Source organism: Streptomyces sp. SID14515 (assembly GCF_010548505.1).
In the GTDB taxonomy this organism is placed as follows: Bacteria; Actinomycetota; Actinomycetes; order Streptomycetales; family Streptomycetaceae; genus Streptomyces; species Streptomyces caviscabies.
This window is the reverse complement of the sequence record NZ_JAAGMH010000134.1, coordinates 11,462-26,475: the sequence shown is the minus strand read 5'-3', so window position 1 is coordinate 26,475 and position 15,014 is coordinate 11,462. Positions and strand designations below refer to the sequence as shown.

The following is a 15,014-nucleotide window of genomic DNA, read 5'->3' as shown; positions in this document are numbered from 1 at the left end:
ATCCGCCCCCGGAGACCGAGGACCGACCGCGAGGGGCCCGGCAGCACACCGCACGGTGTGCTGCCGGGCCCCTTCGTCGTACGTGTGGGTGCCCTGTCCGCCGAGGCCGGGCGTCGTTACGGGGGCGGGCCCTGCTACGGGTCAGGCGGCGGCCGACGGTGCGGTCAGCAGGACCTTGCCGATGTGCGCGCTGGACTCCAGCACCCGGTGCGCCTCGGCCGCGTCCGCCATCGGCAGCGCCCGGTCCACCACGGGCCGGACCACCCCGTCGGCGATCAACGGCCACACGTGCTCGCGTACGGCGGCGACGATGGCGGCCTTCTCGTGGAGCGGGCGGCCACGCAGGGAGGTCGCGGTGACGGCGGCCCGCTTGGTCAGCAGGGCGCCGAGATTCAGCTCGCCCTTGGCCCCGCCCTGGAGTCCGATGATCGCGAGGCGGCCGTTGACGGCGAGCGCCTGGACGTTCCGGTCCAGGTACTTGGCGCCGATGAGGTCCAGGATGACGTCGGCCCCCGCCCTCGCGGTGTTCTCCCGCAGCTCCTCGACGAAGTCCTGCTCGCGGTAGTTGACGAGGATGTCCGCCCCCAGCTCGGCGCACCGGGCGAGCTTCTCCGGGCTGCCCGCCGTGACCGCGACCCGGGCGCCGACCGCCTTCGCCAGCTGGATCGCCATCGTGCCGATGCCGCTGGAGCCGCCGTGCACCAGGAAGGTCTCGCCGGGGCGGAGGTGGGCCACCATGAAGACGTTCGACCACACCGTCGCGGTGACCTCGGGCAGCGCCGCGGCCTCCACCAGGTCGACGCCCTCCGGTACGGGCAGGAGCTGGCCCACCGGAACGGCGACCTTCTCCGCGTAACCGCCGCCCGCCAGCAGCGCGCACACGGCGTCGCCGACCGCCCAGCCGGTCACCCCGGGGCCGAGTGCGAGGATGCGGCCCGCGCACTCCAGGCCGGGGTAGGGGGACGCGCCGGGCGGCGGGTTGTAGAAGCCCTGCCGCTGGAGCACGTCGGCGCGGTTCACGGCGCTGGAGACGACCTCGACGAGGACCTCGCCGTCGCCGGGTACGGGATCGGGTACCTCGGCCCACACGAGCGCCTCGGGGCCGCCGGGTTCGGGAATCGTGATCGCATGCATGGCCGCGAGGCTACTCCGGCGGAGCGTGCGTTCAGGGGCGCGGCGTGCGCTCGGGAGCGAGACGTACCTTCAGGGGCTCGGCTTACGTTCAGGGGCGCGGCGGCGCCGAGTTGTACGGCACGGAGGGCGTGCTGGGGCTTTTCCGGACGATGGTGATGACCCGGTCCGTCAGCTGCAACGGGCTGGCCTGCGGATCGTCGTAGCCGAGCAGCCGGTGCCCGCGCAGGACACTGACGACGAGGTCGTCCGTCTCCCGTACGTTCTTGCCCACCTCGGCCTTTATGACCGGCCGTTCCACCAGGTCGAGGCCGCTGCCCTGTTGGATCAGGTCCTCCATCACCGTGCCCGCGCTGGGGCTGAGGACGGAGAGGCCGAGCAGCCGGCCGGCGGCGCTGGCGCTGGTGATGACGGCGTCGGCGCCGGACTGCCGCAGAAGGGGCGCGTTCTCCTCCTCGCGCACCGCCGCCACGATCTTCGCCCCACGGTTCAGCTGGCGCGCGGTCAGCGCCACCAGCACGGCGGTGTCGTCGCGCTGGGTGGCGATAATGACCTGACGGGCCTTCTGGAGCTCGGCGCGCAGCAGGACATCGCTGCGGGTGGCGTCGCCGAGGACACCGGTGAAGCCCTCGGCGTTGGCCGCCTCGATCACCTTCGAGGCCGGATCGACGATGACGATCTGATCCTTCGACAGGCCGGTGGCGCAGAGGGTCAGAATCGCCGAGCGGCCCTTCGTACCGAAACCGACGACGACGGTGTGGTCACGCAAGTTGGATCTCCAACGCTTCAGCCGGAAGTCCTCCCGGGTTCGTTCCGTGAGGACTTCGAGAGTGGTACCGACCAGGATGATCAGGAACATCACGCGCAGCGGTGTCACGAGCACCACATTGATCAGCCGTGCTCCGTCGCTGTACGGCGTGATGTCGCCGTACCCGGTGGTGGAGAGGGTGACCGTCGCGTAGTAGACCGCGTCCAGCAGGTCGACCTTGCCGTCGGCGTTGTCGTTGTAGCCGCTGCGGTCGAGCCAGACGATCAGCACGGTCGCGGCCAGCACGAGCAGCGCCATCAGCAGGCGTTTGCCGACCTGGCGGGCCGGGCCGTCGATGACCCGGCGGGGCAGCATCACCCGGGTCGGCACGACCAGTTCGTCGGCTCGCCTGGCCATCGCATCGTGGCCGGGAAGTTTCACGTGAAACACCCTTCCGTCCACGGCGTCGCCGGGGCCCATGGCAGATCCAGAATCTCCACCTCGGTGCCGGACCGTACCCCGCCCGGCGGTACGACGGCCAACCCGTCCGCCGCGGCGATGCCCCGCAGCATGGCGGGCCCGTTGTAGCGGAGCGGTGCGACATGGTCCCGGCCGCCCGCCCGGCCCGCGCGGTGCACCACGGGGACGAGGCGGGTGTCGTGCGGATGCCCGTGCACCTCGGCATGGACGAGGGCCCGGTACGCGTCCTGGGCGGGGCGGCCCGCGATCCCCGCGAGCAGCGGTTCCGCGAGCGTCAGCAGGCCCGACACGGCCGCGAGCGGATTGCCGGGCAGACCGACCAGATACGGCCCGTCCGGCGGCCCCTCCGTCGGCCCCTCCATCCGTCCGGGGCCCGGCAGCCGTGCCAGCAGCATGGGGTGGCCGGGGCGGACCGCGACCCCGTCCACCAGCAGTTCGGCCCCGAGGGCGTCGAGGACCGGGTGCACATGGTCGACCGGACCGGAGGCGGTGCCGCCGGTGGTGACGATCAGATCGGCGTCGGAGGAGGCGAGGGCATCACGCAGCGCCCCGGCGTCGTCCCCAAGGCGGACGGGCCCGGAGACCTCGGCGCCCAGGGCCCGCAGCCAGGGGCCGAGCATGGGGCCCAGCGCGTCACGGATCAGCCCGTCGTGCGGCAGACCGGCGGCGAGGAGTTCGTCGCCGAGGACGAGGATGTCGACGCGCGGACGGGGCACGGCGGGCAGCGCGTCGTACCCGGCGGCCGCGGCGAGGCCGAGCACGGCCGGGGTCACGACCGTCCCGGCCGGAACGAGCGGCTCGCCCGAACGGCACTCCTGGCCACGCGGCCTGATGTCCTGTCCGGTGACCACGGACCGCCGCGCGTGCAGCAGCCCCTTGGCCTCGTCGGGGTGCGCGTGCTCGCTGCGGATGACCGCCGTGGTGTCGGGCGGGACGCGGGCGCCGGTGGCGATCCGTACGGCGGTGCCGTCGGGCAGCGGGGTGTCCGGGCCCCGGCCGGCGAGGAGCCCCGCCCCGGCCTCGTACGCCCAGGGGCCCGGTCCGGCGACCGCCCAGCCGTCCATGGCCGAGGTGTCGAAGGACGGCAGATCGGTGAGCGCGCCGAGCGGCTCGGCCAGCACATGGCCCAGCGCACGGTCGAGCGGCAACCGGATCGTCGCGGGCGGACCGGTCCGCCCGGCCCTGGTGGCGACCGCCCTCGCCCGGTCCCAGGACAGCGGCGGGGCCTTCGGCGTGGCCGGCTCGGCCTTCGGCGTGGGAGCTTCGGATGAGGACCGGTCGGGCCGGGGCCGCTGGTCGCTTCCGGACGCCTGGGCGGTGGGGCGAGCACCCGCCGAACGGCCCTCTGCACTCGGGCCGTTGCCGGTCGGAGCGTTGCCGGTCGGGCCGTTGCCGTCCGCGGTGTGGTTGTCCGGGGTGTTGCCGTCCGGGGTGTTGCCCTGGCTTCCGCTCGGGCCGCTGTTCAAGTCGCCGCCGGGGGTGCCGGAGGCACTGGGGGCACCGGGAGCGCGGCTCGGGCGCAGGGTCGTCCCGCCGACCAGGGCGAGCGCCTGCTCGACGGCCCGCTCCTCTTCTTCACGTGCGAGGTCGCTCCCGGATCCGGCGGGGCGGAAGCCGCCGCCGTCGCTGCCGGGCGCACGGTGCGGCCCGTCGGGGCCGGTCATGGTGTCCCGGTCCCCTCGCGGCCCGCGTCGGGCTTCGCCCCGCCCGCCGGCCCGCCCGCCGCATCGCCCCCCGCACTCGCCTCCGCCTCCCAGCGCAGAGCGAGGGCGGTGGCCTTGCGGGCGGCCTCCGCGACCGCTGCGGCGGCCTCGTCGGGCCCCGCGCCGGCGCTCGCCCTGGCCGCCGCGTACCCGACCAGGAAGGTCGTGAGCGGAGCGGCGGGCCGGGCGACTCCGTGCGCGGCGTCACGGGCGAGGTCGAGCAGGACACCGGTGTCGACGTCGAGGTCGATACCCAGTTCGTTCTTGACCGAGGTGATCCATTCGTCCAGCACGGCCCCATGCTCCCTGATCCGGGCTCTGGCGGCGGCGATGTCGTCCCAAGTGTCGCAGTCGAACGCGGCGTCGGGGCCCGCCTCGACCCGGGCGAGGTCCAGCTCCGCCGTCAGGAGCCGGAGCGGCAGCCCGGCGAGGCTTCCGTGCTCGGTGGCGATCAGGGCCAGCTCCCGGCGGAGCGGCTCGGCTCGGTAGGCGGCCACGAGCGGCTGGTCGCGGCCGTCGGGGTCGGTGCACAGAGCCCCTTCCCGGCCGGGCTGTCCGGCGGCGGCGAGCAGGGCGTCGACCGTGCCCGGGCCGAGGAACGGAAGGTCGGCGGAGAGAACGAGAACGCGCTCCGCCGTCGTCAGCCGCAGACCCGCGCCCAGCGCCGCCAACGGGCCGCCGCCCTCGGGCACTTCCCGGGTCCAGACGACCGGCCGGGCGGTGGCCCGACGACCGCCCACCACGACGGTGCGGGCCGCACCGGCGCACGCCGCGAGGACCCGGTCGAGCAGCGCCCGGCCGCCCACCCGGACTCCTGGCTTGTCGGCGCCGCCGAGCCGCTTCGCGGCCCCGCCGGCAAGGACGATCACGTCATAGGCGGTCATACGTCGAGTATGGGCGGCGCCCCGGAGCGACGCCCCCGCCGGGGTGGGTGGAAGACCCGGACCCGGCGGGGGCGCGTCGGTGACGACGCCGGATGTACGGCTACGGCTACAGGGTGCGCAGCAGCACCGCCGGCTGCTCCACGCAGTCCGCCACATACCGGAGGAAGCCGCCCGCCGTTCCGCCGTCGCACACCCGGTGGTCGAAGGTGAGGGACAGCTGGACGACCTGACGTACGGCCAGTTCGCCCTGGTGCACCCAGGGCTTGGGCATGATCCGGCCGACCCCGAGCATCGCCGCTTCCGGGTGGTTGATGATCGGCGTCGAACCGTCGACCCCGAACACCCCGTAGTTGTTCAGCGTGAACGTGCCCCCGGTCAGCTGGGCCGGGCTGAGCTTCCCGGTCCGCGCCAGCTCGGTCAGCCGGGCGATCTCGGCCCCGATCGACTCGGCGTTACGGGTGTGCGCGTCCCGGACGACCGGAACGACGAGGCCCCGCTCGGTCTGGGCCGCGAACCCGAGGTGCACGCCGGGCAGCCGGACGATCTCCCGGGCCGCCGTGTCCACGGTGGAGTTGAGCTCGGGGAACCGGGCCAGCGCCGCCGTGCAGATCCGCGCCAGCAGGGCCAGGACCGACACCTTCGGCCCGGCGGACGGGCCCGTGGCGGCGTTCATCGCGGCCCTGACCGCCATCAGTTCGGTGGCGTCGGCATCGACCCAGCAGGTGGCGTCCGGGATCTCGGTCCGGCTGCGCGACAGCTTGTCGGCGACCGCTCCGCGCACCCCGCGCAGCGGGATCCGCTCGGCGTCCGAAGCGGCGGCCACGCCGTTCGGGGCTGCGGCCACGGCCGCCACCGGTGCCTGGACCTGGGCGGTCGCCGTCTCGGTCTCCGCCGCCGTCCGGATCGCCCGGTCGACGTCGGCGCGCAGGATCAGCCCGTCCGGACCCGAACCCGCCAAACGCCGCAGATCGATGTCGTGCTGCCGGGCCAGGCGGCGTACCAGCGGAGAGACCACCGGCACGGGGCCCTCATGCACCGGGGCTTCGGCAACCAGAACCTCGGCCACAGGGGCCTCGACCACCGGAGCGACGGAGACCGGGGCCTCGGCCACCGCCCGGTCGAGCCGGTCCGGACGAATACGCCGACGGCGTGCCGCCGGTGCGCCGGTCCCGTACCCCACGAGCACGTTCCCCGAGCCGCCCGAGGACTCCGTGTCGGAGCCGGAGGGGGAGGGTGAAGAGGGGGAGGAGACCGGCCCCTCCGGTGCTCCGACGGCGACCGTCAGCAGCGGTGCGCCGACGGGAAGTTCCGTACCCTCCTCGCCGAACCGCGCGGTCACCACACCCCCGTAGGGGCAGGGCACCTCCACCATGGCCTTGGCCGTCTCGACCTCGACGACCGGCTGGTCGATGGCGACGACATCGCCGACTTCCACCAGCCAGCGGACGATCTCCGCCTCGGTCAGTCCCTCACCGAGGTCCGGCAGCTTGAATTCCAGCACCTGGGCCATCAGCTGTCCGCCTCCCACTGCAACCGGGCCACCGCGTCGAGCACCCGGTCCACTCCCGGCAGATGGTGCCGCTCCAGCATGGGCGGCGGATAGGGGATGTCGAACCCGGCCACCCGCAGCACCGGGGCCTCCAGATGGTGGAAGCACCGCTCGGTGATCCGGGCCGCGATCTCACCGCCGGGCCCGCCGAAGCCGGGGGACTCATGGACGACGACCGCGCGACCGGTGCGCCGCACGGACGCGGCCACCGTCTCGTCGTCGAACGGCACCAGCGAACGCAGGTCCACCACTTCGAGGTCCCAGCCCTCGGCGACCGCCGCTTCGGCAGCCTCCATACAGACCGGCAGAGAGGGCCCGTACGTGATCAGCGTGGCGCTGCGGCCGGAGCGGCGCACCACCGCCCTGCCGATCGGCTCGACCGCGGCGGGGGCCTCGGGCGACCAGTGGGACTTGGACCAGTAGAGCCGCTTCGGCTCCAGGAACACCACCGGGTCGTCCGAGGCGATCGACTGCCGCAGCAGCCCGTACGCGTCCTCGACCGTGGCCGGAGTGACGACGTGCAGGCCGGGGGTGGCCATGTAGTACGCCTCGGAGGAGTCGCTGTGGTGCTCGACCCCGCCGATGCCGCCGCCGTACGGCACCCGCACGGTGATGGGGAGCGGCATGGCCCCGCCGGTGCGGTTGCGCATCTTGGCGACATGGCTCATCAGCTGCTCGAACGCCGGGTAGGCGAAGGCGTCGAACTGCATCTCCACCACGGGGCGCAGCCCGTACATCGCCATGCCGACGGCCGCGCCGAGGATGCCCGCCTCGGCCAGCGGCGTGTCGGTGCAGCGGTCGTCGCCGAACTCCTTCGCCAGCCCGTCGGTGATCCGGAAGACCCCGCCGAGCGTGCCCACGTCCTCACCGAGCACATGGACCGTGGGGTCCTCGGCCATCGAGTCGCGCAGCGCCCGCCCGAGCGCCTGTGCCATCGTGGCCGGTTTCGCCTTCGCCGTACGTCCGCCGGCCGTCGCCGCCGCGGTGGTCATCGTCCTGCCTCCGCGCTGTGCTCGTCGTGGTCCTGCTCGGCGTCCAGCTCGGCCCGCAGAGCGGCGGCCTGCTCCCGGAGCTGGCTGGTCTGCTCGGCGTAGACATGGGTGAAGAGGTCCATCGGGGTCAGCTCCGGATCGGCGTTCATCCGGTCGCGCAGGGCGGCGGCCATGCGTTCAGCGGCCTCCTTCGCCTGCTCGATGCCCTCGTCGTCCAACAGCCCGCGCCCCGTCAGCTCGCGCTCCAGCAGCCGCACCGGGTCGTGCGCCTTCCATGCCTCGACCTCGCTGTCGACCCGGTAGCGGGTGGCGTCGTCGGCGTTGGTGTGGGCTTCCATGCGGTAGGTGACCGCCTCGACCAGCGTCGGGCCCTCGCCGCGCCGGGCCCGGGCCACGGCCTCGCTCAGCACCTGGTGCACCGCGGCGGCGTCGTTGCCGTCGACGAGGCGGCCCGGCATCCCGTATCCGACGGCCTTGTGGGCCAGGGAGGGGGCGGCGGTCTGCTTGGCCAGCGGCACGGAGATCGCGAAGCCGTTGTTCTGGACGAAGAAGACGACCGGGGCCTTCCAGACGGCCGCGAAGTTCAGCGCCTCGTGGAAGTCGCCCTCGCTGGTGCCGCCGTCGCCGACCATGGCGAGCGCCACCACGTCGTCGCCCTTGAGCCGGGCGGCGTGCGCCAGCCCCACGGCGTGCGGGAGCTGGGTGGCCAGCGGGGTGCACAGCGGGGCGATGCGGTGCTCGCGCGGGTCGTAGCCGGTGTGCCGGTCGCCGCGCAGCAGGGTCAGCGCCTCGACCGGGTCCAGGCCGCGTGCGACGGCCGCCAGCGTGTCGCGGTAGCTGGGGAAGAGCCAGTCGCGCTCCTCCAGGACCAGGGCGGCGGCGATCTCGCACGCCTCCTGGCCGGTGCTCGACGGGTAGACCGCCAGCCGGCCCTGCTTCGTCAGCGCGGTGGCCTGGGCGTTGTAGCGGCGCCCGCGGACCAGCTCGGCGTGGAGTCGCAGCAACAGCTCGGGATCGACATCGGCGACCGCGTCCGTACCGAGCACCCGGTAGGGCTCCGGGTCCGGGAGCAGCGGGGCGGGGTCGGTGATCGGCTTCCAGGCCGGGGGCGGCGTGGGCCGGTAGGCGGCCGCGCCGGGCAGCTCTTGGACCGTCATGAGAAGCACCTCCTGGCATCGAGGGAGATCGAGGGTGTCGATCGGCGGTGTCGATATGGAGCGAGATGTCGAGGGGTAGGCGAGGCACGGATGTGGTGTGCCTCACCTACCGATTGTTCGGTCGCGGGCGCATTTTGGCTACAGGCACCGCCAGCCTGTGGACAAACGGTTCTCCACAGCCTGGGATAGGGGCAGGTCGTCCACGACAGGGAGGCGCGGGCAGATGGCAGCTGAACAAATGGCCGACAGGGGCGCCGAGAGGGGCAAGGAGCCGGGCCAGGCCGCATCCGCGGCCACGCCGTCGCCGGCCCCCGCGGCCGTACCGCCGACCGCCCCGGCGGGTACGGCGGCGGAGTCTCCGGTTCCGCCCGCTCGGCCGCTGGACGCCATCGACCGCGACATCCTGCGCATCCTCCAGACGGACGGCCGCGCCTCGATACGGTCCGTGGCCGAACGGGTCCACGTCTCCCGCGCCAACGCCTACGCCCGGATCAACCGGCTCGTCGAGGACGGTGTGATCCGCGGCTTCGGCGCCCGGGTCGACCACGAGCGGGCGGGCCAGGGGGCGTCCGCGTACATCACGCTCAAGATCGTGCAGAACTCCTGGCGCACCGTGCGCGAACAGCTCCAGGCGCTGCCGGGGGCCACGCACATCGCGCTGGTCAGCGGTGACTTCGACGTACTGCTGTTGGTGCACACGCCGGACAACCGGGCGCTGCGCGAGCTGGTCCTCACCCGGATCCAGTCCATTCCCGAGGTGCTCTCCACGCGCACCCTGCTGGTGTTCGAGGAGACGGACCTGGGCCCGCGCCCGGACCGGCCGGCCGAACTCGCCTGACCGCGCAGACGGGCGGCAGGACGGCCCGCGGGCTCAGCGCCCGTTCGCCCGCATCCCCTCGAAGGCCAGCTGGACGACCGTGTCCGCGAGCTGTTCCTCCCCCGGGAAGCCGCCCGGCTGCGGCCGGTACCACTCGACCAGCGAGTTCACCATGCCGAACAGCAGCCGGGTCGCCAGCCGTATGTCCACGTCCGCCCGGAGGTCGCCCTCGGCGACCGCGGCCTGGAGCAGCTCGGAGACCCGCTGGTCGAACTCGCGGCGCCGCTCCAGCGCCCAGCGCTCCGTCTTCGTGTTGCCACGCACCCGCAGCAGCAGGGTGACATAGGGGACCTCGGCCATCAGTACGTCGACCGTGCGGCGCGTGACGTACTCGACCCGCTCGACCGCGCGCCCGCGCAGCGCCCCCGGCTCGTCGAGGATCGCGAAGAGCCCGTCGAGCGCCCGGCTCACGGCCCGGCGCAGCAGCTCCTCCTTGCCCGCCACATGGTGGTAGATGGAGGATTTCGAGATGCCCGCCGCCCGGGAGAGATGCTCCATGGACGTGCCGTCGTAGCCGCGCTCGTTGAACACACGGACGGCGACGGTGAGCAGGGTCTCCGGTGTGTACGTGTCCCGCTTGGCCGTGGTCATGTCCGCGATCCTCCCCCATGAGGGATCAGCCCCGCACAGGCGGGGACCATCGAAGTTGTCCACAGGTTTCCCCGGGCCCCTTGTCCCGACCGATCGTTCGGTTACTCTAACTCCGTCCGTACGTCCCCGCCCGGCTCGATGAGGAGTTGGTCCGCCATGGCCGCCGCGCTCACCCCCCAGCAGCTGTCCGAGACCCACCGGCCCACGCTCGACCGGGCCCTCGACGTGATCAGTACCCGCGCGTACTGGTCGCCGCACCCCGAGCACCCGAAGGCGTACGGGGAGGGCGGCGCCCCGGGCAGCCTGGGAGCGGCCGAGGGCAAGGCAGCCTTCGACGCCCTGCTGAACACCCGGCTCGACCTGGGGCAGCCCGGCACCGACGGCTGGACCGGCGGCGAGGTCTCGCCGTACGGGCCGGAGCTCGGCGTCGAGTATCCGCACGCCGACCTGGACGTCCTGCTGCCGGCGATGAAGGCCGGCACGGGCGCCTGGCGGGCGGCGGGGCCGGAGATCCGGGCCCTGGTATGTCTGGAGATCCTGTCGCGGATCAGCGCCCGCACCCATGAGCTGGCCCACGCGGTCATGCACACGAGCGGCCAGGCCTTCATGATGGCGTTCCAGGCGGGCGGCCCGCACGCCCAGGACCGCGGCCTGGAGGCCGTGGCGTACGCCTACCGTGAGCAGGTCCGCACCCCGGAGACCGCCGACTGGTCCAAGCCGCAGGGCAAGCGCGATCCGCTGAAGCTGCACAAGTCGTTCATCACGTCCGGCCGCGGCGTCGCGCTGGTCATCGGCTGCAACACCTTCCCCACGTGGAACGGCTATCCGGGCCTCTTCGCCTCGCTCGCCACGGGCAACCCGGTGCTGGTCAAGCCGCACCCGCGCGCCGTGCTGCCGCTGGCCCTCACGGTGTCCATCGCCCGTGAGGTGCTGAGCGAGGCGGGCTTCGACCCGAATCTGGTCGCGCTGGCCGCCGAGCGGCCCGGCGAGGGCATCGCCAAGACCCTCGCGGTCCGCCCCGAGATCCGGATCATCGACTACACCGGCTCCACCGCCTTCGGCGACTGGCTGGAGGAGAACGCCCGCCAGGCCCAGGTCTACACCGAGAAGGCCGGCGTCAACACGATCGTCGTCGACTCCACCGACGACTACCGGGGCATGCTCGCCAACCTGGCGTTCTCGCTCTCGCTGTACAGCGGCCAGATGTGCACCACCCCGCAGAACCTGCTGATTCCCCGGGACGGCATCGCCACCGACGACGGCGCCAAGTCCTACGACGACGTGGTCGCCGACATCGCGGCGGCCGTCACCGGGCTCCTCGGCGACGACGCCCGCGCGGCCGCCCTGCTCGGCGCGCTGGTCAACCCGGACGTCAGGGCCCGGGTGGAGGCGGCCGGGGAGCGCGGCGAGGTGGCGCTGGCCTCGCGGACGGTCGCGAACGCCGAATTCCCCGACGCGGTCGTCCGTACGCCGGTCGTCGTGAAGCTCGACGGCACCAAGAGCGACGACGGCGCGGCGTACCTCTCGGAGTGCTTCGGTCCGGTGTCCTTCGCCGTCGCCGTCGAGTCGACGTCCGCCGCCCTGGACCTGCTCCGCCGCACGATCCGCGACAAGGGGGCGATGACGGTCGGCGCCTACACCACCTCCCCCGAGGTGGAGCGGGCGATCGAGGACGTCTGCCTGGACGAGTCGGCCCAGCTCTCGCTGAACCTGACCGGTGGGGTCTACGTCAACCAGACCGCGGCCTTCTCCGACTTCCACGGCTCCGGCGGCAACCCCGCCGCGAACGCGGCGCTGTGCGACGGGGCCTTCGTCGCCAACCGCTTCCGGGTGGTGGAGGTGCGCCGCCAGGCGTAGTCAGCGAGCGTCTCGCGGGTCCGGGACGTCGGCGTAGCGCTGTACCCACGCGTGCATCGCGATGGCCGCGGCCGCGCCGGCGTTGATGGACCGGGTCGAGCCGAACTGCGCGATCGAGCACACCATCGAGGCGTGCTTCCGCGCCTCCTCGGTGAGGCCAGGCCCCTCCTGCCCGAACAGCAGGACGCACCGGCGCGGCAGCTCGGTGCGCTCCAGCGGTACGGCGCCGGGGAGGTTGTCGATCCCGATGATCGGCAGCCCCTCGGCAGCCGCCCACGCGGTCAGGTCCGCCGTGTCGGGGTGGTGGCGCACATGCTGGTAGCGGTCGGTGACCATGGCGCCGCGCCGGTTCCAGCGGCGTCGGCCCACGATGTGGATCTCCTTGGCCAGGAAGGCGTTGGCGGTCCGCACCACCGAGCCGATGTTGAAGTCGTGGCCCCAGTTCTCCACGGCCACATGGAAGTCGTGCCGCCGCAGGTCGAGATCGGCGACGATCGCCTCCCGCGTCCAGTAGCGGTAGGCGTCGCCGACGTTGCGCCGGTCGCCCTGAGCCAGCAGCTCGGGGTCGTAGCGCTCGCCCTCGGGCCAGGGCAGCGGGTGCGGCCCGACGCCGATCGTCTGGCCGTAGCCGTCGTCGTACTGGAGAGGCTCCGTCGGAAGGGGCTCCGCCGGGGGCCGCTCCGTCGGGGGCTGCTGGGTTCTGCCGGTCTCACTGCTCACCCGACGAGCGTATGGCCCCCGCCGCCGCCCTGGAGCCGGGGCTCCTCCGTACCGCCGTGACCGTCCTTCGCCGGGCCGGCCGCCGACCGGCCCTCGGATCCGTCGTCGGCACCGGACCGCCCGGGCTTCCCTTGCGTACGGGACCGGCCGGGCAGCCCGGCGAGCAGCCGGCGCCTGCCGGTCGCTGCGCGGGCGCCCAGCCACATCAGGAAGGCCGTCGGCAGGAACACCGCGTCGGCCGCGATCATCGCCATGGAGAAGAACGGCAGCCCGAGCAGCAGGGCGATCCCCGCGTGCTCGCAGATCATCGCGACCAGCAGGACGTTCTTGACCCGCCGGTTGAACAGCGTGAACGGAAAGGCGACCTGGACGATGACCGTGCCGTACGTCAGCACCATCACCATCAGCCCGCTGGCGCCCAGGATGTCCGACAGGGCGGGCCACGGGGTGAAGTAGTCGAGGTTCAGCGGGTAGTAGAGCGCGGTGCCGTCCTGCCAGCGCGATCCCTGGATCTTGTACCAGCCGGCGGTCGCGTAGATCAGACAGACCTCGGCCATGATCACGGCGAGCGTGGCGTTGTGCGCGAGGTTGGCCAGCACGTCGAGCAGGGTGCGGGGCTCGCTGTGCGGCAGATAGCGGTTCACGGCCCACCAGGCGGCGGCGGAGAGCCAGATCACCCACAGCAGCGTCGGGAGCCACCAGGTGCCGCCGAGCCCGCCCATCAGCGTGGCCGCCACGAGGACGGGGCCGAGGAGCACCCAGAGCACCGGGCCCACGATGTCCCGCATCGGCGGCAGGCCCGCCGCAGCGCGCTGCGCGTCGCGCGCCGCACGGCGGGCGTCCAGCGACCAGACCTGGGCACAGCGCGTCAGCACCAGATAGATCGCCATGAGGTGGACGACGTTGTCGCCGCCGTCGCCCATGAAGATGCTGCGGTTCTGCACCGAGAGCACGCCGACCATGAAGAGGACGGACATGGTCCGGGTCCGCCAGCCGAGCAGCAGCGCCGCGGCGGACAACAGCGTGAGGGCGTACACGGCCTCGAACCAGACCGTGCTGTCCGTCCACATGAGGACGGAGAAGGCATCGTTGCCGTTCGTGAGCTGACGGGCCAGGTCCCAGTGCCACGGGCTGTCCGGGCCGTACAGCTCATGGCGGTGGGGCAGCTCGCGCAGCAGGAAGAAGAGGTAGGTGGCGGCGAAGCCGATCCGGACGACGGCGCTCTGGTACGGGCCGAGGGCCGAGGCGGTGACGCGCTGAAGTGCACGGGCCGGGCCACTGCTGCCGGGTGCGCCGGCGCGGGGGCCGTCCGGGCGGGGGGCGGTGGGCTGCCGGGCGGCGTCCTGCGGGGTCGCGGGCGGGGGGACGGTCACTGGTTCTCCTCCACGCCGTGCGCCTTGTCCCGCTGTTCCGCTTTCCGCTGTTCCGCGTCCCGCTCGGGAAGATCGTCCGGGGTCACGGTCCACCAGGGGAGTACGCGGTAGACGGGCCGGGTGCTGATCTTCTCGTTGCTCCACGGGGGCGGGGCGATGGAGCTGGTGGCGGAGCGGAGCTGGATGCGTTCGATCGTGCCGCCGTAGTCGCGCTCGCTCAGCCGCAGCATCGCGATGCGCCGCACATAGCGCTCGGAGAGATCTCCGCGCAGGCCGTTGGGGCGGTTCTCGCTGTCGTGGGAATTGACGTAGAAGTCCCAGCCCCGGCGGAGCTCGTTCTGGTCGATGTGGCTGGGGAAGAAGCTGCCGCGTATCGCTTCGCCGTCCTCATGGGTGAGGTTCATCCACCTCGTGGTGCGGCGGCCGTCGACCCCCACCACGTCGGCCCGCACATGGACGGCGACGTTCTGCTGGAGCGGGTTGGGCGCGAAGAGCTTCCAGTTCTGCTCGAACTCCGGGTAGATCCAGCCGTCGATCGACTTCCCGTGCTGCTTGGTCAGCGTGTTGGACGGGGCGACGTGCAGGAACACCATGGCCACCTGTGTGCAGGCGAGCAGCCCGATCAGGGACAGCGCCAGGGCCGCGACCACCTGGTAGGGGAAGGAGAGCCCCGCTATGCCCCGGCCGATGGCCGAGGGCTCCGCCACCGGCGCCGAGGGCGTGGGCGGTATGGCTGCCGAGGGGGTCGGCGGTATGGCTTCGGGGGTGTCCCGCGCTTCCGCCGGCCGGTTCAACGCCTGCGGCCAGGCGTCCTTCCCCCCGCCCGCAGAGCTCCTGTCGTGGTCCGAATCCATCCCGCCCCGCTCACCGTCGATCACCACTCAGTTATCCACAGGGTTGACACCCTACGGGCCTCCGACTCACCATTGAAGTCAAGGAACCGAACGATCGG

The 15,014-nt window shown here is 72.9% G+C and carries 13 protein-coding genes; 2 read left to right on the top strand and 11 right to left on the bottom strand.

What is annotated here, in order from left to right; translation table 11 throughout:
- Positions 1–141: 141 nt before the first annotated feature.
- The 7 genes from G3I54_RS31530 to pdhA all read right to left on the bottom strand — a co-directional run bounded on the left by G3I54_RS31530 (position 142) and on the right by pdhA (position 8,644).
- The gene (locus tag G3I54_RS31530; RefSeq protein WP_164619628.1) at positions 142–1,134 is read right to left on the bottom strand and encodes an NAD(P)H-quinone oxidoreductase; all 993 of its coding nucleotides are present in this window, start codon (positions 1,132–1,134) and stop codon (positions 142–144) included.
- An 88-nt stretch (positions 1,135–1,222) separates the two neighbouring features.
- The gene (locus G3I54_RS31525; protein WP_164619626.1) at positions 1,223–2,359 is read right to left on the bottom strand and encodes a potassium channel family protein; all 1,137 of its coding nucleotides are present in this window, start codon (positions 2,357–2,359) and stop codon (positions 1,223–1,225) included.
- Positions 2,317–4,023 carry a molybdopterin molybdotransferase MoeA gene (locus G3I54_RS31520; protein WP_164619624.1) on the bottom strand — a complete coding sequence of 569 codons (1,707 nt, stop codon included), beginning with the start codon at positions 4,021–4,023 and terminating at the stop codon, positions 2,317–2,319. Before G3I54_RS31520 ends, G3I54_RS31525 begins: the two co-directional genes overlap by 43 nt.
- Positions 4,020–4,946, bottom strand: coding sequence for an NTP transferase domain-containing protein (locus G3I54_RS31515; protein WP_164619622.1), 927 nt, complete (start codon positions 4,944–4,946; stop codon positions 4,020–4,022). The genes G3I54_RS31520 and G3I54_RS31515 overlap by 4 nt, the downstream gene beginning before the upstream one ends.
- 106 nt (positions 4,947–5,052) lie before the next feature.
- A complete protein-coding gene (locus tag G3I54_RS31510; RefSeq protein ID WP_164619620.1) occupies positions 5,053–6,456 on the bottom strand; it encodes a dihydrolipoamide acetyltransferase family protein in 1,404 nt (467 codons plus the stop codon).
- The gene (locus G3I54_RS31505; RefSeq protein ID WP_164619618.1) at positions 6,456–7,487 is read right to left on the bottom strand and encodes an alpha-ketoacid dehydrogenase subunit beta; all 1,032 of its coding nucleotides are present in this window, start codon (positions 7,485–7,487) and stop codon (positions 6,456–6,458) included. Before G3I54_RS31505 ends, G3I54_RS31510 begins: the two co-directional genes overlap by 1 nt.
- Positions 7,484–8,644 (bottom strand): pyruvate dehydrogenase (acetyl-transferring) E1 component subunit alpha, encoded by a 1,161-nt coding sequence (gene pdhA, locus G3I54_RS31500; protein ID WP_164619616.1) that lies wholly within the window; start codon positions 8,642–8,644, stop codon positions 7,484–7,486. The genes G3I54_RS31505 and pdhA overlap by 4 nt, the downstream gene beginning before the upstream one ends.
- 223 nt (positions 8,645–8,867) lie before the next feature.
- Here pdhA and G3I54_RS31495 point away from each other — a divergent pair, with 223 nt between their 5' ends.
- Complete coding sequence (locus G3I54_RS31495; RefSeq protein ID WP_164619614.1) at positions 8,868–9,482, top strand: Lrp/AsnC family transcriptional regulator; 615 nt, start codon at positions 8,868–8,870, stop codon at positions 9,480–9,482.
- 33 nt (positions 9,483–9,515) lie between these two features.
- Here the strand turns inward: G3I54_RS31495 and G3I54_RS31490 are convergent, their stop codons facing one another.
- On the bottom strand, positions 9,516–10,112 hold the full coding sequence (locus G3I54_RS31490) for a TetR/AcrR family transcriptional regulator (protein WP_032790269.1): 597 nt from the start codon (positions 10,110–10,112) through the stop codon (positions 9,516–9,518).
- A gap of 156 nt (positions 10,113–10,268) precedes the next feature.
- Here G3I54_RS31490 and paaN point away from each other — a divergent pair, with 156 nt between their 5' ends.
- Entirely contained in the window at positions 10,269–11,969 is a 1,701-nt protein-coding gene (gene paaN / locus G3I54_RS31485) for a phenylacetic acid degradation protein PaaN (protein ID WP_164619612.1), read from the top strand.
- Here paaN and G3I54_RS31480 read toward each other — a convergent pair whose 3' ends face one another.
- Genes G3I54_RS31480 through G3I54_RS31470 form a run of 3 tightly spaced genes read right to left on the bottom strand, consistent with a single transcriptional unit; the run spans position 11,970 to position 14,943 of the window.
- On the bottom strand, positions 11,970–12,689 hold the full coding sequence (locus tag G3I54_RS31480; protein ID WP_164619610.1) for a TrmH family RNA methyltransferase: 720 nt from the start codon (positions 12,687–12,689) through the stop codon (positions 11,970–11,972).
- On the bottom strand, positions 12,686–14,062 hold the full coding sequence (locus G3I54_RS31475; RefSeq protein WP_164619608.1) for an HTTM domain-containing protein: 1,377 nt from the start codon (positions 14,060–14,062) through the stop codon (positions 12,686–12,688). The genes G3I54_RS31480 and G3I54_RS31475 overlap by 4 nt, the downstream gene beginning before the upstream one ends.
- Complete coding sequence (locus G3I54_RS31470) at positions 14,059–14,943, bottom strand: DUF5819 family protein (RefSeq protein WP_164619606.1); 885 nt, start codon at positions 14,941–14,943, stop codon at positions 14,059–14,061. Before G3I54_RS31470 ends, G3I54_RS31475 begins: the two co-directional genes overlap by 4 nt.
- Positions 14,944–15,014 lie beyond the last annotated feature (71 nt).

What these genes read in the sequence shown, in the direction of transcription:
- pdhA (WP_164619616.1), bottom strand. Translation starts at nt 8,644, where the DNA reads ATGACGGTCCAAGAGCTGCCCGGCGCGGCCGCCTACCGGCCCACGCCG.
- G3I54_RS31490 (WP_032790269.1), bottom strand. Translation starts at nt 10,112, where the DNA reads ATGACCACGGCCAAGCGGGACACGTACACACCGGAGACCCTGCTCACC.
- G3I54_RS31505 (WP_164619618.1), bottom strand. Translation starts at nt 7,487, where the DNA reads ATGACCACCGCGGCGGCGACGGCCGGCGGACGTACGGCGAAGGCGAAA.
- G3I54_RS31530 (WP_164619628.1), bottom strand. Translation starts at nt 1,134, where the DNA reads ATGCATGCGATCACGATTCCCGAACCCGGCGGCCCCGAGGCGCTCGTG.
- G3I54_RS31510 (WP_164619620.1), bottom strand. Translation starts at nt 6,456, where the DNA reads ATGGCCCAGGTGCTGGAATTCAAGCTGCCGGACCTCGGTGAGGGACTG.
- paaN (WP_164619612.1), top strand. Translation starts at nt 10,269, where the DNA reads ATGGCCGCCGCGCTCACCCCCCAGCAGCTGTCCGAGACCCACCGGCCC.
- G3I54_RS31515 (WP_164619622.1), bottom strand. Translation starts at nt 4,946, where the DNA reads ATGACCGCCTATGACGTGATCGTCCTTGCCGGCGGGGCCGCGAAGCGG.
- G3I54_RS31520 (WP_164619624.1), bottom strand. Translation starts at nt 4,023, where the DNA reads ATGACCGGCCCCGACGGGCCGCACCGTGCGCCCGGCAGCGACGGCGGC.
- G3I54_RS31495 (WP_164619614.1), top strand. Translation starts at nt 8,868, where the DNA reads ATGGCAGCTGAACAAATGGCCGACAGGGGCGCCGAGAGGGGCAAGGAG.
- G3I54_RS31525 (WP_164619626.1), bottom strand. Translation starts at nt 2,359, where the DNA reads ATGGGCCCCGGCGACGCCGTGGACGGAAGGGTGTTTCACGTGAAACTT.